We start from the raw sequence: 24,692 nt of genomic DNA, 5'->3' as shown, positions 1-24,692 counted from the left end.
ATGTCGGAGGTCGGTGGCAGGGTGGATGCCATGACCCCCACCACCGCCGACGCACCGGGCTTCACCGAGCGCTACCGCGTGATCCAGTCGCGCGACCGCCGCTTCGACGGGCAGTTCGTCACGGCCGTGCGGTCGACGGGCATCTACTGCCGTCCGAGCTGTCCCGCGCGCACCCCGAAGGAAGAGAACGTCACCTTCTACGCCACCTCCGCCGCCGCGCACGAGGCGGGCTACCGCGCGTGCAAGCGGTGTCTGCCCGAGGCCGCTCCGGGTTCGCCCCTGTGGGACGTCCGGGGCGACGTCGTGGCGCGCGCCATGCGCCTCATCGCCGACGGCGTGGTCGACCGCGAGGGCGTTCCGGGCTTGGCGCGCCGTCTCGGTTACTCTTCGCGCCACCTCACGCGACTGCTCTCCGCCGAGCTCGGCGCGGGTCCCCTCGCGCTCGCGCGGGCCCATCGCGCCCACACCGCGCGGGCCCTGCTGGTGGGCACCGACCTGTCGTCGGCCGACGTGGCCTTCTCCGCCGGGTTCTCCAGCATCCGTCAGTTCAGCGAGACCATCGGCGAGGTCTTCGGTATGACGCCCAGCGCGTTGCGATCCCGCCGTTCCGCCGCCACGCGCACCGAGGTGGCGGCGGGCGAGATCGACCTGGCGCTGCCGGTGCGGGGGCCCATCGACACGGTCGGGCTCTTCGGGTGGATGCGCGCCCACGCGATCCCCGGCGTCGAGGAGGGCGGCGATCGGTCGTTCGCACGCGTGGTGCGCCTGCCCGGCGGGCCCGCATGGTTCGAGGTGCGCCGCGCCGACGACGACAAGCTGCGCCTGCGCGCGCGACTGACCGCGCTCGCCGACCTCGGCACGCTCATCGCGCGGGTCAGGCGCTTGTTCGACCTCGACGCCGATCCGCTCGCGATCGACGACGCCCTGGCTCGGCATCCCGAGCTCGCTCCCGCGGTCGCGGCGATCCCCGGCGTCCGCGTGCCGGGGGCGATGGATGCCGACGAGATGCTGCTGCGTGCCATGATCGGCCAGCAGATCAGCGTCGCCTCGGCCCGCACCATGCAGGGGCGGCTCGCCGCGGAGCTCGGCGAGCCCGCGAGCGTGGCTCCCGAGCCGATGACGCTTTTCCCTCCGCCGGCGGTGATCGCCGAGCGCGGACTCGAGGTGCTGCGCGGACCGGCGGCGCGCATGCGCGCCATCGTCGAGGCAGCCGGGGCCCTGGCCGACGGATCGCTCGAGATCGGGCCCGGCGACGACGGCGCCGAGCAGAGGGAGCGGCTGCTCGCGATGCGGGGGATCGGTCCGTGGACGGCTGACTACGTGCGCATGCGCGTCCTCGGCGACCCCGACGTGCTCCTCCCCGGCGACGTCGCGGCGCGCGCCGGCGCGGCGCAGCTCGGCCTGCCCTCCGACCCCGCCGGGTTCACCGCGTGGTCGCAGCGCCTGGCTCCGTGGCGCAGCTACGCGATGGCGCACTACTGGTACGCCGCGCCGGTGACCCAGGCGTGGCGCTCTCCCGCCGAGACGGCGGCCGCGGCGGCGGTCGCCCGGCCGAGCCGCCGCGCGGCGGTGGTCGACGTCGTCGCGAACGACGTCGTCGCCGCGGTCGACGACCACGCCCCCGACCCGGATGCCGCGGCGCCCGCGCGCGGCGCGTCCGGAGCGCCGACGCCGCGCGGCTCCCACGCCGCCGCAGCCCGCCACCAGGCAGCCGCCCCCGCATCACCGGTCGCTGCGGCATCGGTCTCTGCGGGCGCCGTGCCCGCGGCGGCCGCCCCCGCGACGCTCCGGCCCGCACCGACCACGCTCCCCGACGCAGAAAGCGAGACCCCCGCATGACCACGGCCACCCTGCAATTCGTCGACACCCCCGACGGCGCCTTCGCGATCCTCGCCGACGCCGACGATCGCGTGATCGTCTCGGGGTGGACCGACGACCGCGACGCCGTCCTCGCGCGCCTGCGGCCCGACCGTCGGCCCGACCGGGTGATCCACGGCGACACCGCCGCCGCCGAGGCCGTCCGGGCGTACTATGGCGGCGACCTCGCGGCGATCGACGACGTCGAGGTCGCCCAGAACGGTACGACCCTGCAGCTCGCCGGGTGGCGGGGCCTGCGCCGTATCGAGCCCGGCGCCCCGTTGACCTACACCGGCTTCGCTGCGGCACTGGGCTCTCCCACCGCGGTGCGGGCGGCGGCATCCATCTGCGCCCGCAATGCTGTCGCTCTGTTCGTCCCCTGCCATCGCGTGCTGCGCGGAGACGGCACGATGGGCGGGTTCGCCTGGGGCACCGAGGTCAAGCGGAGCCTGCTCGCGCGCGAAGCAGCGGCCTGAGCGGCGAAGACACTCTTGCCTTCAGGGTTCTCACAGGGATAGTCTGGAGGGCTGTCGTTCCCCCGGCGATGGCTTCACCAGATCAAGGAGGATGCCATGGACCAGATCGACGCCCCCGTCGCCCCGGCCGCCGCGTTCTCCGTCGCTGCGCGTCCCGGCCGACGCTCCTAGGGCCCGCGTCCGCGCTCCGGCGCTCCCGCTCCGCCCGGAACGACGACCCTCGTCGCGCCCTCGGCCTCCCTGTCCGCGCCCGATCCCGGCGCCCGCTTCGAACCCATGAGGATCATGACCACCTCGACGACCCCGAAACGCCTCTCCACGCCGCGCGCGCTCGCGCGGTTGCTTCCCATCGCGAGGCCGGTGCTGCCCCGCCTCCTCGCGGGCGCCGTCACGGCGCTCATCGCGAGCTTGCTCGCGCTCGCCATCCCGCTCGTCCTCGAGCAGATCGTGGCCGGTCCCATCGCCTCGCTCGACCCGGCCGCTCTCGTGTGGGGCTCGCTCGCCGTGCTCGCACTGGGTCTCGCCGAGGCGGCGATGGTCTGGCTGCGCCGCTGGTTCGTGCTCGCACCGGCGACCAAGGTCGAGTACGACCTGCGCCAGTCGTTCTACTCGCGCCTGCAGCGCCTTCCCGTCGCCTTCCACGACCGCTGGCAGTCGGGGCAGCTCCTGTCGCGCATGATGCAGGACATCAGCATGCTGCGTCGGTGGCTCGCTTTCGGTGTCATCCTCCTCGTCGTCAACATGCTGACGATCGCGATCGGCGCGGTCCTGCTCTTCCGGTGGCACTGGCTGCTGGGTGCGCTGTTCCTCGTCACTTCCGCCCCCGTCATCTACGTCGGCTTCCGCTTCGAGAAGCGTTATGGCGCCCTGACCCGCCAGAGCCAGGACCAGGCCGGCGACCTCGCGACGTCGGTCGAAGAGAGCGTCCACGGCATCCGCGTGCTCAAGGCCTTCGGCCGCGGCAAGCACGCGCTGCAGAAGTTCACCCGTCAGGCCGAGTCGCTGCGCGAGACCGAGATCGACAAGGCCCGCGCGGTCGGCTGGATCTGGTTCTGGCTCGTCCTGCTGCCCGACATCGCCTTCGCCGTGTGCCTCGGAGCGGGAATCGTGCTCGCACAGCTCGGCCAGCTGCAGGTCGCCGAGCTGGTCGCCTTCTTCGCCATGGCGACGGTGCTGCGTTGGCCGATGGAATCGATCGGCTTCCTCTTCTCGTTCCTGCTCGACGCGCGCACCGCGACCGACCGCATCTTCGAGGTGTTCGACGAGCAGAACACGATCGTCGACCCGGAGAACCCGCGGTCGATCGCGGTCCCGCGCGGCGAGCTCACGTTCGAGAACGCCCACTTCCGGTATCAGGATGCCGCCGCGACCGAGCCCGACCTGCTCGACGGCATCGACCTGACGCTGCGACCGGGCGAGACGATGGCGCTGGTCGGACTGACCGGGTCCGGCAAGACGACGCTCACCACCCTGCCGGGTCGGCTGTACGACGTCACGGGCGGGCGCGTGCTGCTCGACGGCGTCGACGTGCGCGATCTGTCGCTCGCCGAGCTGCGGCGTCACGTCGGCATGGCCTTCGAGGACGCGACCCTGTTCTCGCAGACGGTGCGCGACAACGTGCTCCTCGGGCGCGAAGACCTCGCCCCCGGCTCGCCCGAGGCGGAGGAGATCCTGCGCGAAGCCCTCCAGGTCGCGCAGGCCCAGTTCGTGCACGACCTGCCCGACGGCGTCGACACCGTCATCGGCGAAGAGGGCCTGAGCCTCTCGGGCGGTCAGCGTCAGCGTCTCGCGCTCGCCCGAGCGGTCGCCGCCCGCCCCGCCGTGCTCGTGCTCGACGACCCCCTGTCGGCGCTCGACGTCGACACCGAGGCCCTCGTCGAAGACGCCCTGCGCGAGGTCCTCAGCGAGACGACGGCCCTGGTCGTCGCCCACCGGCCCTCGACGGTGACCCTGGCCGACCGCGTCGCTCTGCTCGAGGACGGGCGCATCACCGCCGTCGGCACCCACTCCGACCTGCTGCGCGAGAGCGACCACTACCGCTACGTCATCTCGAGCCTCGAAGAGGCCGAGCGCGAGGCGCGGACGGGAGCCATCTCGATCATCGCGCCCGACGAGGAGTTCACGGATGCCGACCGGCGCCGGGCCGCGGCATCCGGGGACACCCCCACCGAAGACGCCCTCACCGAGAAGGAGGCGACCCGATGAGCACCGCGACCGTGTCCGGAACCAGCGGCGAGGACCGCTCCGACTACACGCGCGCCGAGAGCAAGGCCATCCGCCAGCGCTCCCTCCGCCTGCTGGGCTCGCTCGTCTCGCCGCTGCGGTGGCAGCTCGTGCTCGCCGCGGCCGTGCTCGTCGTCTCGACGGCGCTGCGCGTGGCCGGCCCGGCCCTGATCGCCTACGGCATCGACAACGCGCTGCCGGCCGTCATCGAGCGCAGCGATTGGATGCCGACCTACGGCGTCGTCGGGGTGTACCTGCTCGCCGGCATCGGCGGTGCCGTGCTGATCGGCTGGTACGTGGTCGTCGCCGCGCGGCTGACGCAGGCGATCATGCTCGACCTGCGCAAGCGCATCTTCCTGCACACGCAGAAGCTGAGCCTGGAGTTCCACGAGTCCTACACCTCGGGGCGCATCATCTCGCGCCAGACGAGCGACCTCGACACCATCCGCGAACTGCTCGACGGTGGGCTCAACGAACTGGTGTCGGGCGTGCTCTACGGCCTGTTCACGCTCGGTGCGCTCTTCCTCATCGACTGGCAGTCGGGCCTGATCCTCACGCTCATGGGCATCCCGATGTACCTGCTCATGCGGTGGTTCTACACGCGCTCGCAGGTGATCTACCGCGAGTCGCGGGTCATCAGCGCCCAGGTCATCGTCAAGTTCGTCGAGACGATGACGGGCATCCGCGCGGTCAAGGCGTTCCGCAAAGAGCCCCGCAACGACGCCGAGTTCGGCAAGCTCGCCGCCGACTACCGCGACGTCAACATGCGCTCCATCCGCCTCTTCGGAACGTTCGAGCCGGGCATCATGGCGGTCGCCGCCGTCTCCGTCGCGGTCGTGCTGCTGTGGGGTGGCGGTCGCGTCATCGCCGGACCGCTCGAGATCGGTGTGCTCACCGCCGCGGTGCTGTACGTGCGCAACTTCTTCTCGCCGCTGCAGGAGGTCGCGTTCTTCTTGAACTCGTACCAGTCGGCGACGGCGGCGCTCGAGAAGGTGTCGGGCGTGCTGGAGGAGGAGCCGACGGTTCCCGATCCGACCGATCCGATCGACCTGTGGAGCGCCCGCGGTCACGTCCGGTTCGACGAGGTCACCTTCGGCTACACCGAGGGTCGCGTCATCCTGCCGAACTTCACGCTCGACATCCCCGCGGGGCAGACGATCGCCCTCGTCGGTACGACCGGTGCCGGCAAGACGACGCTCGCGAAGCTCATCTCGCGCTTCTACGACCCCACGCGGGGCGCCGTCACGCTCGACGACGTCGACCTCCGCCGCCTTCACCCGAAGGATCTTCGGCGTGCCATCGTCATGGTCACGCAGGAGGCGTACCTGTTCAGCGGGACCGTCGCCGACAACATCGCGCTCGGCAAGCCCGACGCCACGATGGACGAGATCCGCGCGGCCGCCCGCGCGGTGGGGGCCGACGGCTTCATCTCGAAGCTGCCCGACGGCTACGACACCGACGTGAACAAGCGCGGTGGCCGGGTCTCCGCGGGGCAGCGTCAGCTGATCTCGTTCGCCCGGGCGTTCCTCGCCGACCCCGCAGTGCTGATCCTCGACGAGGCGACGGCGTCGCTCGACATCCCGAGCGAGCGTCTCATCCAGGACGCGCTGCAGACGCTTCTGGCCGACCGCACGGCGATCATCATCGCGCACCGCCTGTCGACGGTGGCGATCGCCGACCGCGTGCTGGTGATGGAGCACGGCCGCATCATCGAGGACGACACCCCCGCCGCGCTCATCGCCGGCACCGGCAAGTTCGCGCAGCTGCACGCCGCCTGGCGCGAGTCGCTGGTCTGACCCGCGCAGGCACAGGATGCCACGTCCCCGCCGGGGCGTGGCATCCGTCGTCAGTCACGCGATGTGCGGCGGCGAGCTCGCAGGTCCAGGACGCCGCGCAGAATGGATGCCGCGGCCGCGAAAAGCAGGATGGTCGTGGTGGCGATGTTCCACCACTGCGGGTCTGAGCCCAGCTGAACGAGGCTCTAGGCCGCGAGTGCGACTCCGAAGGGGATGGAGAACCACGGTCCGGTCATGGAGACACGGGAGGAAACAGCGCGCGCCAGGAGCGCTCGAGAGCTCGAAGCTCACCCGAGAAGCAGCGTTCTTTACCCTCACACGCGAACGCGCGCGATGACCTCGCCGTACTCCGTCTCGTCGACCGGCTCGAAGCCCACCCGCTGGAAGAAGGCCTCGGGGCCGCCGACGCCGGGTTCGTAGATGACGTCGACGTGGTCCATGCCGCGACGGCGCGCCTCGTCGATGAGCTGGCTGAGCGCGAAGCTGCCCACGCCGCGGCCCTGGTCGTCGGCGTCGACGTTGATGCGCCACAGCACGGAGCGGAAGTGCTCTTCGGGCGCCTCGCTGTCGAAGTTGGCGCTGACGAAACCGACGACCTCGTCGCCGTCGAGCACCACACGCTGCCACGACGTCGACGGGTTCATCACGGTCGCGGCGATGCCGTAGCTGACCGGTGCCAGGAATTGCTCCTGGCCGGGCTTGAGCGAGAGGTTGTTCACGGCCACGATCGTGGCGGCGGACAGTTCGACGAGACGCAGGTCAGCCATGGGCCCAGGCTAGCGGCACCGTCGTCCCGGCCCAAAGGGCCCATGCCCGCGCATGCGTCCCCGGGCGGGTCCGCGGTGGTCCCCGCTGGAGGGCCCATGCCCGCGCAGCGAACCCCGGGCGCGTCCACACCGGGGGCGCCGATTCGGCGCTCCAGCTCGCCCGCGGCGTATGCCCCTGCTTAGGCTGGTGGAATGCGCGCGGACTGGTCGGGCGACGCTCGGTCCGCCTGTGCGTCCGCGCACGCGGATCGGTCGACGAGGATGACGCGGATGAACACGATCCAGGATGCCGTGTGGCAGGCGTTGGACGAATGGGTGAGCGACGTGGAGCGCCTCGAAGCAGACCTGGCGGCGGGGTGGCCCGCATGACCGCCGCTCCACGGAACCCGCCCCGGTGGCGGGACTCCCTCTTCGGTGCGCACAAGATCCGTGCGGCGTGCCGCTTCGTGGTCGCGCCCGACATCGCGCCTCAGGCGATCGAGGACGTGGCCGACGCCCTCCGCGCCGAGGGTTTCACCCTCGCGGAGGCTCCAGACGGTGTCGTTGTACTGCGCCGCGGCAGTGTGATCGGCGACACCATCCTGAACGGCACCGGCCTCACGCTGATCACCAAGCGCATCGGCCCGCTGTCCGTGAAGGCCATCGTCGTGGTCCACGCCGCGCCGTCGGGGGAGGATGCCGAGGTGACGGCATCCATGCTCGCCGGCGACGAGCTCGCACCGGTGATCACCGGCGCGGTCGACGCGGTCATCGACCGCCTGATCGCGCGCGGCATCCCCGTCGACGGGCCGGGCTGGACCCGCTCGGTGGACCTCCCGCGCGAGAACATCGGTCATCCCAAGACGGCACGCGAGCACGGTCTGCTCCGCTGACGGCACGCGCGTCGGCCTCCGGACGGGGACGGCGGATGCCGCGAACTATCTCGACATCAAGAGACTTTGCCCACGTGCGATAGGCTGAAACGCAACCCTGGCCGCCTCTACGGAGAGATCTGACGTGCCCGATTCCACCATCATCTACACGTACACCGACGAGGCGCCGGCTCTCGCCACCGCGTCGTTCCTGCCCATCGTGCAGGCCGTCACGAAGCAGGCGGGTGTCGACGTCGAAACCCGCGACATCTCGCTCGCCGGCCGCATCCTCGCGGCCTTCCCGCAGCGTCTGACCCCGGAGCAGCAGGTGGGCGACGCCCTCGCCGAGCTCGGCGGTCTCGCGACGCTGCCCGAGGCGAACATCATCAAGCTGCCGAACATCTCGGCATCCATCCCCCAGCTCAAGGCCGCGATCGCCGAGCTGCAGTCGCAGGGCTACGACATCCCCGACTACCCCGACGAGGCGTCGAGCGTCGAAGAGAAAGACATCCGCGCGCGGTACGACCGCATCAAGGGCTCGGCCGTCAACCCGGTGCTGCGCGAGGGCAACAGCGACCGCCGCGCGCCCCTGGCCGTGAAGAACTACGCGAAGAAGCACCCGCACCGCAACAAGGCGTTCGGCGAGGGCTCGAAGACCCGCGTCGCGACCCTCGGTCACGACGACTTCCGCTCCAACGAGAAGTCGGTGGTCATCGCCGAGGACGACGTGCTCACGATCCAGCACGTGGCCGCCGACGGCGGCACGACCACGCTGAAGGAGGGCCTCAAGGTCCTGCAGGGCGAGATCGTGGATGCCACCTTCCTCTCGGCCGCGGCGCTCGACGCGTTCCTCGCCGACACGCTCGCCGAGGCCAAGGCCGACGACGTGCTGTACTCGGTGCACCTCAAGGCCACGATGATGAAGGTCAGCGACCCGATCATCTTCGGTCACGTCGTGAAGGCGTTCTTCGCCGACGTCTTCGACCGTCACGGCGATGCCCTCGCGGCCGCCGGGCTCACCCCCAACGACGGCCTCGGCTCGATCCTCGCGGGTCTGTCGAACGTCGAGGGCGGCGACGCCATCGCCGCGGAGATCCGCGAGGCTCTGGCATCCGGCCCCCGCCTGTCGTACGTGAACAGCGACAAGGGCATCACCAACCTGCACGTGCCGAGCGACGTGATCGTCGACGCGTCGATGCCCGCGTTGATCCGCAACGGCGGCAAGCTGTGGGGCGCCGACGGGGGAGAGGACGACACCCTCGCGGTCATCCCCGACTCCTCGTACGCCGGTGTGTACCAGGCCACGATCGAAGACGTGATCGCGAACGGTCCGCTCGACCCGGCCACCATCGGCTCGGTCCCCAACGTCGGTCTGATGGCGCAGGCGGCCGAGGAGTACGGCAGCCACGACAAGACCTTCGAGATCCCCGCGGCCGGCCGCGTGCAGGTCGTGGCGTCGAACGGCGACGTGCTGCTCGAGCACGAGGTCGAGGCGGGCGACATCTGGCGCGCGACGCAGACCAAGGACGTCGCGGTCCGCGACTGGGTGAAGCTCGCCGTCACGCGCGCTCGCGCCACCGGTGTTCCGGCCGTGTTCTGGCTCGACGAGAGCCGCGCCCACGACCGCAACCTCATCGCCAAGGTGCACGAGTACCTCGCCGACCACGACACCGAGGGCCTCACGATCGAGATCCTCGCGCCCGCCGATGCCACCCGCTACTCGCTCGAGCGCATCCGTCGGGGCGAAGACACCATCTCGGTCACCGGCAACGTGCTGCGCGACTACCTCACCGACCTGTTCCCGATCCTCGAGGTGGGCACGAGCGCCAAGATGCTCTCGATCGTCCCGCTGCTCGCGGGCGGCGGCCTGTTCGAGACCGGAGCCGGTGGCTCCGCCCCCAAGCACGTGCAGCAGCTCGTCGAGGAGGACTACCTCCGCTGGGACTCGCTGGGTGAGTTCTTCGCGCTCGCGGCCTCGCTCGAGCACCTCGCCGACACCACGGGCAACGACCGCGCCCGTGTGCTCGCGCAGACGCTCGACGCCGCGACCGGCACGTTCCTCGAGAACGACAAGTCGCCCGGCCGTGCGCTCGGCACGATCGACAACCGCGGCAGCCACTTCTACCTCGCCCTGTACTGGGCGCAGGAGCTGGCGCAGCAGTCGACGGATGCCGACCTCGCCGCCGTCTTCGGCCCGGTCGCCGAGAAGCTGGCTTCGGAGGAGCAGACGATCGTCGCCGAGCTCAACGCGGTCCAGGGTCACCACGCCGAGATCGGCGGCTACTACCGTCCCGACGCCGCGCTCGTCGAGAAGGTCATGCGCCCCTCCGCCACGCTGAACGCCGTGGTCGACGCCCTGCGCTGAGCCTGAGACCCAGAAGGGGCGGATGCCACACGGCATCCGCCCCTTCTGCACGTCCGGGCCGCGACTCGGCTCGTCGGCGTGGCACAACTCCTGCAATCCGCGGCTCTCGGTCGCTGCGGAGGGCCCGGTCGGGCCGTTTTGCAGGAGTTATGCGCCCGGGGCCCCGGAAGCGGGGTGTCGGGGCAGGTCGCAGGGCAGACGTCGTCGCAGTGGGGCGACGCAGGACGCGATGACGCCGGCCTGCCGTGACGAAAGACAGAGGGGCGGATGCCGAAGCATCCGCCCCTCCGTAGGGTCCGAACTCAGTAGTGGACCGACACCTCGGTGCCGCGGTAGGCCCAGTCGTACAGTTCCTTCGCCTGGGCGATGGTCATGTTGATGCAGCCGTGGCTCATGGGCGTGCCGAAGTTGTTGTGCCAGTAGGTGCCGTGGAAGCCCTCGTCGCCGTTGAAGTAGGCGACCCAGGGGACGTCCTTCGTGCAGTAGTCGTAGCCCGGGACGCAGCCCATGTCCTGCATGGCGGTCTTCCAGCCGATGCGGAACTCGCCGGTGTGGGTGGCGTGGTCGCCCGCGCCGGAGGAGATCGTGTAGGTGCGGTACACCTGCCCGTTCTGCCAGAGCGTGGTGGTCTGGGTGCTGAGGTTGACGTCGATGCGCCGCTCGGTCTTGGTCGTCTCGAACGGCGTCTCGGCCACGGTCAGGGCGTAGCGCCCGTTGCCCTCGGCGAGCTGCGTGGCGAAGGCCGCGGCGATGCCGGCGGTGTCGCCGAGCGTGCGTCCGGTCTGGCCCTCGGTGATCGTGTGGATGACCTCGCCGCCGGTGTCGACGATCACGTCGGCGTTGACGGCGCCGCGGTCGACGGCCGCGGTGAGGCCCCCGACCACGTTCTGGATGGCGGCCTCGTCGGCCGAGATCGCGAAGGCGCCCTTGCCGTCGGGCGTGACGGTGAGCCACGACGCGGCGGTGGCGCGGTCGACGGTGACGGTGCGCTCGTCGCCGATGTAGAAGCCGGCCGAATCGAGGATGCCGTTGAGCGTGCCGACCGCGGCGGCGGCCTCGTCGGTGGAGACGGGGGCGTCGACGGGCACGAGCGTGGCCTCGACCGTGGTGGAGGCGGTGCCGGCGTCGAACGCCGACTGCAGGGCCGCGGCGACGGTGGCCACGTCGATGCCCTCGCCGGCCTCGGCGGGGGTCGTGACGTACGCCTGCGATCCGGCGTCGTAGGCGACGGTCGCGTCGACGGGAGCGCGGTAGGCGCCGGGAGCCTTGTCGCGCAGCACGGCGGCGGCCTCGGCCTCGTCGATCTGCACCGTCACGCCCGTTCCCTCGGGGAACCACGACGCGGGCTTCCACATCGGGTTGTCGGCGAACGCCTTGTCGGCCAGGGCGGCCGCGTCGACGGTCGCGCCGAGGTCGGCGCCGGTGACGACGACCTCGCCCGCGGGGCTCTCGACGGTGACCGACGTCTGCGCGAGGCGCGACTCGATGGCCTGGGCTGCGGCTCCGGCCGTCAGGCCGCCGATCTGCACGCCGGCGACGGAGGCGCCGGGGGCGATCAGCACGAGCGAGGCGGCGATGAGGGCCACGGCCGTGGCGCCGGCGGGGATGCCGATCCACAGGCCGGAGCGGTTCTTGCGCGGCTTGGGCTCGGCGGGAGCCCAGGCGTACGTCGCGCCGTCGGTGCCAGGTGCGCCGTCGGTCATAGTCAAACCCCCCGGAAGTCAGTCTTCCCATGCTAAGGGCGCGCGCTGCGCGTCTGCCTTGAGCAATATCACGGTCTGATCACGCCGCCGACGTGACGCGGCCGTTCGGCCCGCGAACGACGGCTCAGGGGGCGAAGACCTTGCCCGGATTCAGGATGCCGTGCGGGTCGAAGACGCGGGCGATGTCGCGTTGCAGTGCCCACTGGTCCTCTCCGAGCTCGTCGGCGAGCCAGCGCCGCTTGAGGACGCCGATGCCGTGCTCTCCGGTGAGGGTGCCGCCGAGGGCGAGCGCCGCGCGGAACAGCTCCTCCGCCGCCTCCCACACCACCGGGGGGACCTCGGGTCCGTCGAACACGAAATTCGGATGCAGGTTGCCGTCACCCGCGTGGGCGACGGCGGGGATGACCAGACCGTACCGGCGCTCGATGCGCGCGATCTCGTCGAACATGTCGGGGAGCGCGCTGCGCGGGACCGAGACGTCTTCGATGAGCGTCGTGCCCAGCGTCTCCATCGCGGGGTGCATCGCGCGCCGCACGGCGAGCAGGTCCTCGCCCTCGGCGGCGTCGGTGGCAACCGACACGCGTCCGCCCGCGGCCTGCAGCACTGCGGCGATCTCCCGTGCCTCGTCGGTCGCGGCGGGGCCGTCGGTCTGGATCGTCACCTGCGCAGCCCCCGCGGGCGGGACGGGCAGCGCGAGCAGACGGTGCGCTGCGGCCAGGCTCGTGGCATCCATCAGCTCCATGATCGCGGGCTGGACTCCGGATGCCGTGACCGCGGAGCACGCGACGGCGGCGGCGCGCACGCCGTCGAAGAGGGCGGTGAGTGTCACGCGCTCGCCCTCGACCAGGCGGCGGAGCTTGAGGGTCGCGCCGACGACCACGCCGAGCGTGCCCTCGGACCCGATCACGAGGGAGGTGAGGTCGAGCCCGGTCACACCTTTGACGCTGCGGTGTCCGAGGTGCAGGAGGCGCCCGTCGGCGAGCACGAGATCGACGCCCAGCACCGCGTCGCGCACGACGCCGTACTTCGCGCAGAGCAGCCCGCCGGCCCCGGTGGCGATGTTGCCGCCGACCGTCGAGATGGCCCGACTCGCGGGGTCGGGTGCCCACCAGACGCCGTGGGCTTCGAGCTGGGCGTTGAGATCCGCGTTCAGGATGCCGGGTTCGACGACGGCCAGCAGATCGTCGGGGCGCACCTCGAGCACGCGGTCCATGGCCCGCACCGACAGGCTGATCTCGCCGCCGCCCGTGTTGGCTCCGCCGGCGAGCCCCGTCCCCGCTCCGCGCGGCACGACGGGGGTGCGGGTGGCGGTGGCGATGCGCATCACCGCCTGCACGTCGGCGACGGATGCCGCGTTCACGACCGCGAGCGGAAGTCCCTGGGCGGCATGGCCCGACTTGTCGGCTCGAGCCGCGTCGAGGGCCGCGGGGGAGGTGTCGACGCGCGCGCCGAGCTCGGCCCGCAGCAGCGCCAGAGCGTCCTCGCCCGCGCCCCGCGCGTGCGGGGACGGCGAGGGGCCCGCCGTCTCGGGGGTCACCCCAGGCGCCGGCGGCCGTTCAGAGCGCCGAACGTGACGGCGATGATCGCGAAGCCGAGCCCGATCCAGGCCTGTCCCATGCTCCACCAGGCGATGGTCGCGGCGGCGTAGACGAACAGCTCGACGATCGCGCGGATGAAGGGGTGCACGGCGAGAACCGCGCGGGGCGAGACGAACAGCGCCCACACGAGCACGGCCAGGGCGGGGGCGCCGATGCCGGCGACGATGTTCCACGGCAGGGGCCACGCGGTGAAGCCCCAGATCGCGAGGGTGACGAAGGCGAAGAGGCCGCAGACGACGCTGCCGATCTCGACCGCCGACGGCCGCGGGCGCATGCCGGGAGCGAGGGGCGCCTGAGCGCGGACGTGGGGGGAGTCGGTCACGCCGCCATTTTACGCGGGTGAGGGAAGTCGGCATCCGGGATGGCTCGGTGTCGAGCCGACCGCGCCGCGACCGAGGTCCCCGGGGCTGTCGAAGGTCGCTGAGCCCGTCCAGGGTCCCTGAGCCTGTCGGAGGTCCCTGAGCCCGTCGGAGGTCCCTGAGCCCGTCGGAGGTCCCTGAGCCAGTCGGAGGTCCCTGAGCCTGTCGGAGGTCCCTGAGCCTGCCGGAGGTCCCTGAGTCTGTCGAAGGTCCCTGAGCCTGTCGAAGGGACCGGACCCGCGCGGACCCCGGCGGCTCCGACGACTGCAGCCGCCTCTGCTTCGCGCGGAACCTGTGGAGGAACGGTGGATGCCGAGACACGCGGGGCCGGGCGGGCTTTACACGCTAAAGTGGCACCGTCGCGACTGGCGTTGAGGTGGGACACCACCGGGGAGCGACCGCTTGACGGTATTCGACCGCACGCCTGGGTCGATGCGGTATCTCCGCGGACTCGCCGAGTCTGCGGCATCCGGAACCATCGTCAAGGAGATCGCATGACCGATCCGTACTTCAACGCCCCGCTCTCGGAGGTCGACCCCGAGATCGCCCAGGTGCTCGAGCGCGAGCTCGACCGCCAGCGCGGCTATCTCGAGATGATCGCCTCCGAGAACTTCGTGCCCGTCTCGGTGCTGCAGTCGCAGGGCTCGGTGCTCACCAACAAGTACGCCGAGGGCTACCCGGGTCGCCGCTACTACGGCGGATGCGAAGAGGTCGACGTCGCCGAGTCGCTGGCGATCGAGCGCGCCAAGGAGCTCTTCGGTGCCGGGTTCGCCAACGTCCAGCCGCACTCCGGCGCCTCGGCGAACGCCGCCGTGCTGCACGCGATCGCCCGCCCCGGCGACACGCTGCTCGGCCTCGCCCTCGACCAGGGCGGCCACCTCACCCACGGCATGAAGATCAACTTCTCGGGCCGCCTGTACGACATCGTCGCCTACGGCGTCGACCCCGAGACCAGCGTCATCGACATGGACGAGGTGCGTCGCCTCGCCGTCGAGCACAAGCCGAAGGTCATCATCGCCGGCTGGTCGGCGTACCCCCGTCAGCTCGACTTCGCCGCCTTCCGCGCGATCGCCGACGAGGTGGGCGCTCTGCTCTGGGTCGACATGGCGCACTTCGCCGGTCTCGTGGCAGCGGGCGTGCACCCCTCGCCCATCCCCCACGCGCACGTCGTCTCGACCACCGTGCACAAGACGATCGGCGGCCCCCGCTCGGGCCTCATCCTCACCAACGACGCCGACCTGGCCAAGAAGATCAACACCGCGGTCTTCCCCGGACAGCAGGGTGGCCCGCTCATGCACGTCATCGCCGCGAAGGCCACGGCCTTCAAGCTCGCGATGACGCCGGAGTTCAAGGAACGTCAGGAGCGCACACTCCGCGGCGCCTCGATCCTCGCCGACCGCCTCACCCAGGACGACGTCAAGAACGCCGGCATCGCCGTGCGCTCGGGCGGCACCGACGTGCACCTCGTGCTCGTCGACCTGCGCGAGGCCGAGATCGACGGCAAGCAGGCCGAAGACCTGCTGCACGACATCCACATCACCGTCAACCGCAACGCGGTGCCGAACGACCCGCGCCCGCCGATGGTGACCTCGGGCCTGCGCATCGGCACCCCGGCGCTCGCGACCCGAGGCTTCGGCGATGCGGAGTTCACCGAGGTGGCCGACATCATCGCGCTCGCGCTGATCCCCGGCGCCGACGTCGAGGCCCTGCGCGCGCGCGTCGCGACGCTGGCCGACGCCTTCCCGCTGTACCCCGACCTCAAGCAGTGAGCCCCGGCCGGGGCGGGGTCGCGGTTCTCTCGCGGTCTCGTCCCGGCATCCGGCATCCGGCGTCGCGCGGCGCCGGGGTCGCGGCATCCGCCCCGGCATCCGGTGCCCGGCTTCCGCCGCGCGGGTCCGCGGCCCGGCATGTGCGTGGCATAGAGCCGCGATAAACGCTCATTCTGCCGAGACACGGTGCGACGCCGCGTGTCTCGACAGGATCGGCGTTTATCGCGGGGCCGGCGGCGGCACAGCGCGGCGGCGGCACAGCGCGGCGGCGGCACAGCGCGGCGGCGGCACAGCGCGGCGGCGGCACAGCGCGGCTGCGGTACAGCGCCGCGGCGGCACGGACACGACACCAACGACAGACACAGAACGAGGGATGCCATGACGGCGACGATTCTCGACGGTAAGGCCGCATCGGCGGCGATCAAGGCCGAGCTCACCGAGCGGGTGGCCGCTCTGCGCGAGCGCGGCATCGTCCCGGGCATCGCGACGGTGCTCGTGGGAGCCGATCCCGCCTCGCAGCTCTACGTCGGCATGAAGCACAAGCAGTCCGAGGCGATCGGCATGAACTCGATCCAGGTCGAGCTGCCCGCCGAAGCGACGCAGGAGGAGGTCGAGGCGGTCATCGACGGCCTCAACGCCGACCCCGCGTGTCACGGCTATATCGTGCAGCTGCCGCTGCCGAAGCACATCGACACGGACGCGATCCTCGAGCGCATCGATCCGGCGAAGGATGCCGACGGCCTGCACCCCACCAACCTCGGTCGCCTCGTGCTCAACGTCAACGCGCCCATCCACACCCCGCTGCCCTGCACGCCGCGCGGCGTGATCGAGCTGCTGCTCCGCAACGACTACGACCTCACAGGCAAGGAGGTCGTGGTCGTGGGCCGGGGCGTCACGATCGGCCGCTCCATCGGCCTGCTGCTGACCCGTCGCGAGATCAACGCGACCGTCACGCTGACCCACACCGGCACGGCCGACCTCGCGACGCACCTGCGCCAGGCCGACGTGATCGTCGCGGCCGCGGGCGTCAAGCACATCGTCCGCGCGGAAGACGTCAAGCCCGGCGCCGCCGTTCTCGACGTCGGGGTCACGCGCGAGACCGACCCCGAGACGGGGAAGTCGCGCGTGTACGGCGACGTGCACCCCGACGTGGCCGAGGTCGCCGGTTTCCTCTCGCCCAACCCGGGGGGCGTAGGCCCGATGACCGTGGCGTTGCTGATGACGAACGTCGTGGAGGCGGCGGAGCGCGCGTCGGCCTGACACGGCCGCCGACCCGGCGGTCCCGCCGCGGGAACGAACGCGGGGGCCTGCCCGTGCGGTGACGCCTCGGATTGCACCCCAACTCGGATACGGCGCACGCCGGGCCGAGGCCGTGCGCGATCCGCCCCCGCGCCACCGTCGATCGGTGAACCACGACCTGCCGCCGGCTGAACACACGGAGCGTCGCCCGCAATGGGGGAGGCGAGAGCCCTCCGGACGTGTCAGAGTTTGTACATGACTGAGTCCGTGCTGAACGACCTCCTCCGCCGCGTCACCGAGAGCGGCCTTCTCGACGACGCCCAGATCGACGAAGACAGCGTCATCGGTGCGGGCCACCTCGATGCCGCCGGCGTCGAGGTCGAGGTCGACCTCGACCCCGAGATCGATGAGGAAGACGAGCCCGACCTCGACGCGATCATGACCGGCCTGAAGGACATCCTCTCGGTCGGCGAGGAGCGTTGGCGTGCGATCGTCGAAGAGGTCGCGAGCGACATCGAAGACGCCCTCGACGACGGAGAGCTCGATGCCGACGTCGACCTGCGCACCGACCTCGAGGCCATCGGCGTGGGCGTGTTCGCCGACGCGATCATCGTGGTTTTCGCCGGACAGACCTCGTTCCCCGACGCCCTGGTGCACGTGCAGCTCACGCCCGAGCTCGAGATCGAGGACATCGAGATCATCGGCGATGACGACGATGAGGAAGACGACGACGAGGACTGATCCTCGATACGACGACGGGCCGGGCGAGAGATCGTCCGGCCCGTCGGCGTTTCCCGGGTGTCGCCCGCCGCGAGTGGCGCGTGCCGAACTCCGGAGAATGGGGCGCCGCACCGGGCCCGGGCGGCAAAAGCGCGCGACCGGCGCCTGGAACACCGGAGTTCGGTACGCGGTCGCGCTGCCGGGGCTGCGTCAGTAACTGTCGCGCTGCTCCCCGCGCGCGGTGACGAAGCGCGCGGCGAGTGCCTCGGAGGCGCGAGCCAGCAGCGCGACGTCGGCGCCGACCGCCACGAAGTCCGCCCCGGCGTCGAGATACGCCTCGGCCACCGCGGGGTCGAAGGCGTTCACGCCGACCGGGGTCCCGGCATCCCGGCAGGCGGCGAAGACGGCGTGCACGGCGGCGACCACGTCGGGGTGCGACTGCTGTCCCAGGAGCCCCATGGATGCCGACAGGTCGCTGGGGCCGACGAAGACGGCATCCACCCCCTCGACGGCCGTGATCTCGGCGGCGGCGGCGACGCCCGCCGTCGTCTCGATCTGCACGGTGAGCGACACGTGGTCGGCGGCGTCGGCGAGGTACCCGTCGACGCGGTTCCAGCGGGCACTGCGGGCGAGGGCGCTGCCGACCCCGCGGACACCGGCGGGCGGGTAGCGCGTGGCGGCGACGGCGGCGCGGGCTTCAGCGGCGGAGGAGACCATCGGCACGATGAGATTCTGCGCACCCGCGTCGAGCACCTGCTTGATGAGCACGGGGTCGTTCCACGGCACGCGCACGACCGGGGTCACGGGGTAGGCGGCGGCCACCTGCAGCTGCACCAGGACCGTCTCGATCGAGAGCGCGGAATGCTCCATGTCGATGAGCAGCCAGTCCAGGCCCGAGCCCGCCGCGATCTCGGTCACCGTCGCGCTGCCCGAGCACACCCACATGCCGGCCAGAGGACGACCGGATGCCGCGAGGGCGGCCCGGAAGGTGGGGCTCAGACGAAGCGGCACGAGATCGTTCCCATCGGTCCGTAGTCGCACAGCACGTCGTCGCCCTGCGCCACCCACATCGGGCGTGTGAACGATCCTGCCAGGATGATCTCGCCCGCCTCCAGCCGCGCGCCGTGCTGGTGGAACTTGTTGGCCAGCCACGCGACGCCCGTCGCGGGGTGGCCGAGGACGCCCGCGGCGACGCCGGTCTCCTCGATCTCGCCGTTGCGGCTCAGCACGCCGGGCACCCACCGCAGGTCGATCTCGTCGGGCCGCTTGTGCACGTCGCCGAGCACCATCGCGCCGTAGGCGGCGTTGTCGCTGATGGTGTCGACGATCGTGCGCCCCTCGAGCTCGATGTGCGAGTTGAGCACCTCGAGGGCGGGGACGGCGTAGTCGATCGCGGTGAGGGCGTCATCCAGCGTGCAGTCGGGTCCCTCGAGCGGGGTCTTCAGCACGAAGGCCAGCTCGACCTCGATGCGCACGTTGGAGAACAGCGCGACGGGGATCTCATCTCCCGAGCGGTACACGGTGTCGTCGAACATGACGCCGTAGTCGGGCTCGGTGATGCCGGTGGCCTGCTGCATCGCCTTGGAGGTCAGGCCGATTTTGCGCCCCACCAGGGTGCGACCGGCGGCGAGCTGCGTATCGCGCCAACGGCCCTGGATGCGGTACGAGTCGTCGACCGTGGCATCCGGATACCGCGCGGTGATGCGCGGTATGACCGCGTGCGCCCGGTCGGCCTCGGCGAGTTCGGCGGCGATGGCGTCGATCTGCTGTTCGGTGAGCATGTGTTCCTCTCCACATGACGACCCTCGTCCCACTTATGGCGGTGCGTGTCCCGATCGTGGTCGGTTGCGAGGGGCTCAACCAGCCATAAGTGGGACATCGTCCGGTCGGAGGGGGGTCAGAGCTGGTTGCCGAGCTTGAACTCGGCGGGGGCGGATGCCGCGGGCTCGGGGGCGCGGGTGTAGCTGAAGCCGTCGGCGCCGATGGTCACGGCCATCTCGCTGGAGTCCTCGCGGGCGCGGACGGGCTGGGGGTTGCCGTCGAGGTCGAGCACGAGGGAGCCGTCGGTGTACCAGGAGGGCACGACGGGGTTGCCCCACCAGTCGCGGCGCTGGTTGTCGTGGACGTCCCAGGTGATGACGGGGTTGTCGGGGTCGCCGGTGTAGTAGTCCTGCGTGTAGATCTCGACGCGGTGGCCGTCGGGGTCGCGCAGATACAGGTAGAACGCGTTCGAGACGCCGTGGCGGCCGGGGCCGCGCTCGATGGCATCCGATCGGCGGAGGGCGCCGAGCTTGTCGCAGATCGCGAGGATGTTGTGCTTCTCGTGCGTGGCGAAGCACACGTGATGCATGCGCGGGCCGTCACCGCCGGTCATGGCGGTGTCGTGCACGGTGGGCTTGCGGCGCATCCAGGCGGCGTAGACCGTGCCCTCTTCGTCCTGGATGTCCTCGGTGACGCGGAAGCCCAGCGACTGCATGAAGTTCACCGCGCGGGGCACGTCGGGGGTGATCTGGTTGAAGTGGTCGAGACGCACGAGCTCACCGGGGGAGTGCAGGTCGTAGCGCCACGACAGACGCTCCTGGTGCTCGGTGTCGAAGAAGAACTCGTACGGGAAGCCGAGCGGGTCGACCACGCGCACCGAGTTGCCGATGCCCTTGGTGAAGCCGTTCGGCTCGCGGCGCACGTCGCAACCGAGCTCCTCGTAGAACGCGACGGCCTTGTCGAGGTCGTCGGCCGAGCGCACGCGGTAGGAGAACGCGGCGACGGCGGCGGCATCGCCTCGGCGCAGCACCAGGTTGTGGTGGATGAACTCCTCGGTCGAGCGGAGGTAGATCGCCTCGTCGTCCTCCTCGGTGACGTGCAGGCCCAGCACGTCGACGTAGAAGACCCGGGATGCCGCGAGGTCGGTGACCACGAGCTCCATGTACGCGCAGCGCAGGATGTCGGGCGCGGGGGAGGAGGGGGTGGGGATGGGGTCGTCGGAGACGATGGGGGCCTCCTGGGTCACCCAGAATCCGGAGGAGGTCTTCTGTTCTTCGGTGTGCTTTGCCATGGGTTCGCGTCCTTGCGTGTGTGTCGGCGTCTCGGGGGTCGGCCGGCGTCAGTGCGCCGGCGCCTTGCCGAAGGTGGGATTGTGGGCGCCGCCGAGGGTGATGTGCACGGCCTGCTGGTCGGTGTAGAAGTCGATCGAGCGGTACCCGCCCTCGTGCCCGAGGCCCGAGGCCTTCACCCCGCCGAAGGGGGTGCGGAGGTCCCGGACGTTGTTGGAGTTCAGCCACACCATGCCTGCCTCGACGTTCTGCGCGAAGAGGTGCGCGCGCTTCAGGTCGTTGGTCCAGACGTAGGCGGCGAGGCCGTACCGGGTGTCGTTCGCGAGGGCGAGCGCCTCGGCATCCGTGTCGAAGGGGGTGATCGCCACGACCGGGCCGAAGATCTCCTCCTGGAAGATGCGGGCGTCGGGGGCGACGTCGGCGAACACGGTGGGGCGCACGAAGTTGCCCTCGGGGAACTCGTCGGGTCGGCCGCCGCCGGCGACCAGGCGCCCCTCGGTCTTGCCGAGCTCGACATACGACATGACCTTGGCGTAGTGCTCGGGGTGAACGAGGGCACCGACCTCGGTCGCCGGGTCGTCGGGGTAGCCGACCTTCACGCGATCGGCCTGCGCGGCGTAGCGCTCGACGAACGCGTCGTACACCGAGCGCTCGACCAGGATGCGGCTGCCCGCGGTGCAACGCTCGCCGTTGAGCGAGAAGACGCCGAAGATGGTCGCGTCGATCGCGGCATCCAGGTCGGCATCCGCGAACACGATCGCGGGGCTCTTGCCGCCGAGCTCCATGGAGAGCCCCTTCAAGAAGGGCGCGGCGTTCGCGAAGATGAGCTGCCCGGTGCTGCTCTCGCCGGTGAAGGAGATGAGCGGCACGTCGGGGTGCTTCACGAGCGCGTCGCCGGCGTCTTCGCCGAGACCGTTGACGAGGTTGAACACGCCCTCGGGAAGGCCCGCCTCCTCGAAGATCCCGGCCCACAGCGACGCCGACAGCGGAGTGAACTCGGCGGGCTTGAGCACCACGGTGTTGCCGGTCGCGAGCGCGGGCCCCAGCTTCCACGACTCGAGCATGAAGGGCGTGTTCCACGGCGTGATGAGGCCCGCGACGCCGATCGGCTTGCGGTTGACGTAGTTGAGCTGGCGTCCGGGCACCTTGAACGCGTCGTCGGTCTGGGCGACGATCAGGTCGGCGAAGAAGCGGAAGTTCTCCGCCGCGCGGCGGGCCTGCCCGAGCGCCTGGGTGATCGGCAGCCCCGAGTCGAAGGACTCGAGCTCGGCCAAGCGCTCGTCGCGCGATTCGACGATGTCGGCGATGCGGTGCAGCACGCGCGAGCGTTCGCGGGGGAGCATGCGCGGCCACGGCCCCTCGGTGAACGCCGTCCGCGCGGCGGCGACGGCCAGGTCGACGTCGGCCTTCTTGCCGGCCGCGGCCGTGACGTAGGTCTGGTTGGTCACGGGGTCGAGCACGTCGAACGTGTCGCCGTCGACCGAGTCGACGAAGCGTCCGCCGATGTAGTGCCGGATGCGCTCGGGCAGATCGGCCGGGATGCGGCGGGCAGTGGTCAGCGGAGTGGTCATGAGTGCTCCTTCGGTGAAGAGGGGTGGATGCCGGGACCTCGGCTCCGTGACGGCGACGTCGCGGGGGTGGGCGGCATCCGGGGTCAGAAAGCGGGCAGGCCGAGCACCTCGTCGGGGTGCTCGTGGATCATGTAGGCGTCGAGGGTGGCCGAGCGGTGGCGGCGCGAGACCTTCTCGATCTCGGCGAGCGGGGCGCCCGTCTCGATGAGCACCAGGATGTTCTCGTGCTCGCGCACCGACTCGGCGGCGCGGCCGGGGACGAAGCTGAACGTCGAGTCGCGCAGGTGTCCGAGGCGCGCCCACTCGGCCCGGACGAGTTCGAGCATGCGCGGGTTGGCGCATCTCTCGAAGAGGATCGAGTGGAACTCCTGGTTGAGCGCCGTGAAGGCGCGCGGGTCGAAGTGCTCTAGCGTCTCGACCATCAGCTCGTTCACCTGACGGGCGCGGCGCACGTCGTCGACGGTGAGCGCCCGCGCCGACAGAGCGGTCGCGGCGCCTTCGAGCAGGCTCAGCGCCTGCATGCTGAAGCGGTAGGCGGTGTCGTCGACCATCGAGACGCGCGCGCCGACGTTGCGCTCGAACATCACCAGGCCCTCGGCCTCGAGCTGGCGGATCGCCTCGCGCACGGGCACGACGCTCATGTCGAGCTCGCCGGCGATGGTGCCGAGCACCAGGCGGTAGCCGGGGGTGAACTCCTGCGAGGCGATGCGGTCTTTGATCCAGCGGTACGCCTGCTGCGACTTGCTCTGCGCGCTCGCGGGGGCTGACGTGGGCTGCGCGGCGCGCGAGCCGATCGGCGTCGCGGGGGTGGCGGCATCCATCAGTTCTGCCTCTCGTTCTCGAAGCGGGCGCGCCACTCCGCGTTCATCGGGAACAGTCCCTCGACGGGGTGACCGGATGCCACCTGCCGGGCGATCCACGCGTCTTCCTCCTCTTGGGCGAGGGCGGCGTCGACCACCTCCTCGGCCATCGCGGGCGGGATGACGATCACACCGTCGCCGTCGCCGACGAGGATGTCGCCGGGCTCGACGGTGGTGCCGCCGCAGCCGACGGCCACGTCGGTCTCCCAGGGCACGTGCCGCCGACCCAGGACCGCCGGGTGCGGACCGGCCGTGAACACCGGGATGCCGACCGCGGCCACGGCCTCGGCATCGCGCACTCCGCCGTCGGTGACGATCGCCGCGGCGCCCCGCGCGTGGGCGCGGATCGCGAGGATGTCGCCGAGCGTGCCCGAGCCGCGCTCGCCGCGGGCCTCGATGACCAGGACCTCGCCCTCCTCCACCGCGTCGAACGCGCGCTTCTGGGCGTTCTGACCGCCGCCGCGCGCCGCGAAGAGGTCTTCGCGGTGGGGGAGGAAGCGGAGCGTGCGGGCGGTGCCGACGAAGCGGCTGCCCAGGGTGAGGGCGTGCACGCCGTCGATCGTGACGTCGTTCAGGCCGCGCTTGCGCAGCTGTCCGCTGAGGGCGGCGACCGGGACGCGCGAGAGCTTGTCGCGCAGGGTGGGGGAGAGGGGGGAGGCGTCGGCGGGAACAGGCTGTTCGGCGGCGCGCGGCGCTGTTTCCGCGTGATCGCGTGCTGCGGCGAGGGCCCCGGCGGCCGCCGCCTCGGCCGAGCCCCACGCCTCGGTGCGCTGGGTGTCGTCGACCGCGGGGAGCGAGCCGACCGCGGCGTCGAAGGATCGTTCGCCCTCGACCACCGTGGTGCGCAGGCGCCCGGTCGAGTGGTTTTCGGCATCCACCTGCACCTCGACGACCTGGCCGGGCATGACGACCGAGGAGCCCGCGGGCGTGCCCGTGAGGATGACGTCTCCGGTCTCGAGAGTGAAGTGCTGCGAGAGGTCGGCGACGATCTGGGCGAGCGAGAAGATGAGCCGGGCCGTGGTGTCGTCCTGCACGAGCTCGCCGTCCACCCACGTGCGCAGGCGCAGGGCGGTGGGGTCGACCTGGCGGGCGTCGATGAGCGCGGGGCCGAGGGGCGTGTAGCCGTCGCCGCCCTTGGAGCGCACGTTCGAGCCCTTGTCGTTCGCGCGGAGGTCGTAGAGGCCGAAGTCGTTTGCGGCGGTGACGGATGCCACGTGCGACCACGCGGCATCCGGGGTCACCCATCGGGCGGGCTCGCCGATGACGAGCGCGATCTCTCCCTCGAACGCCAGGAGTTCGGTGCCGGCGGGGCGCACGATCTCGGCGCCCGAGGGGGCGAGCGAGCTCGACGGCTTGAAGAAGTACGACGGGGACGCCGGGCGGCGTCCGCGCTGATCGGCGCGCGAGCCGTACGAGAGATGGACGGCCACGATCTTGCCCGGGCGCCCGCCGAGGACGGTGAACCGGGGGTCGGTGGTGTCGTTCATG

19 protein-coding genes and 1 riboswitch are annotated in these 24,692 nt (G+C 71.2%); of the genes, 9 read left to right on the top strand and 10 right to left on the bottom strand.

From position 1 onward, the window contains the following. Positions 1-30: 30 nt before the first annotated feature. From RWH44_RS02275 to RWH44_RS02260, 4 genes are all read left to right on the top strand, one after another. Positions 31-1,839, top strand: a complete 1,809-nt coding sequence (locus tag RWH44_RS02275; RefSeq protein ID WP_316003313.1) for an AlkA N-terminal domain-containing protein — start codon at positions 31-33, stop codon at positions 1,837-1,839. Then, the gene (locus tag RWH44_RS02270) at positions 1,836-2,333 is read left to right on the top strand and encodes a methylated-DNA--[protein]-cysteine S-methyltransferase (RefSeq protein ID WP_316003312.1); all 498 of its coding nucleotides are present in this window, start codon (positions 1,836-1,838) and stop codon (positions 2,331-2,333) included. The genes RWH44_RS02275 and RWH44_RS02270 overlap by 4 nt, the downstream gene beginning before the upstream one ends. Positions 2,334-2,618: 285 nt before the next feature. Then, entirely contained in the window at positions 2,619-4,538 is a 1,920-nt protein-coding gene (locus RWH44_RS02265) for an ABC transporter ATP-binding protein (RefSeq protein ID WP_316003311.1), read from the top strand. After that, entirely contained in the window at positions 4,535-6,352 is a 1,818-nt protein-coding gene (locus RWH44_RS02260) for an ABC transporter ATP-binding protein (RefSeq protein ID WP_316003310.1), read from the top strand. The genes RWH44_RS02265 and RWH44_RS02260 overlap by 4 nt, the downstream gene beginning before the upstream one ends. A gap of 314 nt (positions 6,353-6,666) precedes the next feature. Here the strand turns inward: RWH44_RS02260 and RWH44_RS02255 are convergent, their stop codons facing one another. Further along, positions 6,667-7,119, bottom strand: coding sequence for a GNAT family N-acetyltransferase (locus tag RWH44_RS02255; RefSeq protein ID WP_298871654.1), 453 nt, complete (start codon positions 7,117-7,119; stop codon positions 6,667-6,669). Between the two features lie 365 nt (positions 7,120-7,484). Between RWH44_RS02255 and RWH44_RS02250 the strand changes: the two genes are divergently transcribed. Together RWH44_RS02250 and RWH44_RS02245 are read left to right on the top strand one after the other, a co-directional pair. Continuing rightward, on the top strand, positions 7,485-7,991 hold the full coding sequence (locus tag RWH44_RS02250; protein WP_316003309.1) for a hypothetical protein: 507 nt from the start codon (positions 7,485-7,487) through the stop codon (positions 7,989-7,991). A gap of 124 nt (positions 7,992-8,115) precedes the next feature. After that, a complete protein-coding gene (locus tag RWH44_RS02245) occupies positions 8,116-10,335 on the top strand; it encodes an NADP-dependent isocitrate dehydrogenase (RefSeq protein WP_316003308.1) in 2,220 nt (739 codons plus the stop codon). 302 nt (positions 10,336-10,637) lie between these two features. Here RWH44_RS02245 and RWH44_RS02240 read toward each other — a convergent pair whose 3' ends face one another. From RWH44_RS02240 to RWH44_RS02230, 3 genes are all read right to left on the bottom strand, one after another. Continuing rightward, on the bottom strand, positions 10,638-12,038 hold the full coding sequence (locus RWH44_RS02240; RefSeq protein ID WP_316003307.1) for a L,D-transpeptidase family protein: 1,401 nt from the start codon (positions 12,036-12,038) through the stop codon (positions 10,638-10,640). Positions 12,039-12,162: 124 nt separating this feature from the next. After that, positions 12,163-13,512, bottom strand: a complete 1,350-nt coding sequence (locus RWH44_RS02235) for an FAD-binding oxidoreductase (RefSeq protein ID WP_316003623.1) — start codon at positions 13,510-13,512, stop codon at positions 12,163-12,165. Between the two features lie 59 nt (positions 13,513-13,571). Beyond that, positions 13,572-13,958 carry a YrdB family protein gene (locus RWH44_RS02230; RefSeq protein ID WP_316003306.1) on the bottom strand — a complete coding sequence of 129 codons (387 nt, stop codon included), beginning with the start codon at positions 13,956-13,958 and terminating at the stop codon, positions 13,572-13,574. A gap of 388 nt (positions 13,959-14,346) precedes the next feature. Continuing rightward, a riboswitch (ZMP/ZTP riboswitch) is annotated at positions 14,347-14,432 on the top strand. Positions 14,433-14,489: 57 nt separating this feature from the next. On the opposite strand from RWH44_RS02230, the gene glyA reads away from it, so the two are divergent. The 3 genes from glyA (at position 14,490) to RWH44_RS02215 (ending at position 17,744) form a co-directional block, all read left to right on the top strand. After that, on the top strand, positions 14,490-15,764 hold the full coding sequence (gene glyA / locus RWH44_RS02225) for a serine hydroxymethyltransferase (protein ID WP_316003305.1): 1,275 nt from the start codon (positions 14,490-14,492) through the stop codon (positions 15,762-15,764). Positions 15,765-16,142: 378 nt separating this feature from the next. Beyond that, complete coding sequence (locus tag RWH44_RS02220; protein WP_298874281.1) at positions 16,143-17,024, top strand: bifunctional methylenetetrahydrofolate dehydrogenase/methenyltetrahydrofolate cyclohydrolase; 882 nt, start codon at positions 16,143-16,145, stop codon at positions 17,022-17,024. A gap of 234 nt (positions 17,025-17,258) precedes the next feature. Then, the gene (locus RWH44_RS02215; protein WP_316003304.1) at positions 17,259-17,744 is read left to right on the top strand and encodes a cytochrome C5; all 486 of its coding nucleotides are present in this window, start codon (positions 17,259-17,261) and stop codon (positions 17,742-17,744) included. Positions 17,745-17,933: 189 nt separating this feature from the next. On the opposite strand, the gene RWH44_RS02210 is transcribed toward RWH44_RS02215, so the two are convergent. The 6 genes from RWH44_RS02210 to RWH44_RS02185 form a co-directional block, all read right to left on the bottom strand. After that, positions 17,934-18,734 (bottom strand): HpcH/HpaI aldolase family protein, encoded by an 801-nt coding sequence (locus RWH44_RS02210; protein WP_316003303.1) that lies wholly within the window; start codon positions 18,732-18,734, stop codon positions 17,934-17,936. Continuing rightward, positions 18,719-19,504: a fumarylacetoacetate hydrolase family protein gene (locus RWH44_RS02205; protein WP_316003302.1), complete on the bottom strand. Its 786-nt coding sequence runs from the start codon at positions 19,502-19,504 to the stop codon at positions 18,719-18,721. The genes RWH44_RS02210 and RWH44_RS02205 overlap by 16 nt, the downstream gene beginning before the upstream one ends. Positions 19,505-19,620: 116 nt before the next feature. Next, positions 19,621-20,775 (bottom strand): 3,4-dihydroxyphenylacetate 2,3-dioxygenase, encoded by a 1,155-nt coding sequence (gene hpaD / locus RWH44_RS02200; protein WP_316003301.1) that lies wholly within the window; start codon positions 20,773-20,775, stop codon positions 19,621-19,623. 48 nt (positions 20,776-20,823) lie between these two features. Then, the gene (gene hpaE, locus RWH44_RS02195; RefSeq protein WP_316003300.1) at positions 20,824-22,344 is read right to left on the bottom strand and encodes a 5-carboxymethyl-2-hydroxymuconate semialdehyde dehydrogenase; all 1,521 of its coding nucleotides are present in this window, start codon (positions 22,342-22,344) and stop codon (positions 20,824-20,826) included. A gap of 83 nt (positions 22,345-22,427) precedes the next feature. Next, on the bottom strand, positions 22,428-23,165 hold the full coding sequence (locus RWH44_RS02190; protein ID WP_316003299.1) for a GntR family transcriptional regulator: 738 nt from the start codon (positions 23,163-23,165) through the stop codon (positions 22,428-22,430). Next, positions 23,165-24,691: a fumarylacetoacetate hydrolase family protein gene (locus RWH44_RS02185; RefSeq protein ID WP_316003298.1), complete on the bottom strand. Its 1,527-nt coding sequence runs from the start codon at positions 24,689-24,691 to the stop codon at positions 23,165-23,167. The genes RWH44_RS02190 and RWH44_RS02185 overlap by 1 nt, the downstream gene beginning before the upstream one ends. Position 24,692 lies beyond the last annotated feature (1 nt).

It is taken from the genome of Microbacterium phycohabitans (assembly GCF_032464935.1).
GTDB lineage: Bacteria > Actinomycetota > Actinomycetes > Actinomycetales > Microbacteriaceae > Microbacterium > Microbacterium phycohabitans.
The sequence above is the reverse complement of the archived record's forward strand: the minus strand, read 5'-3'. Positions and strand labels throughout refer to the sequence as shown.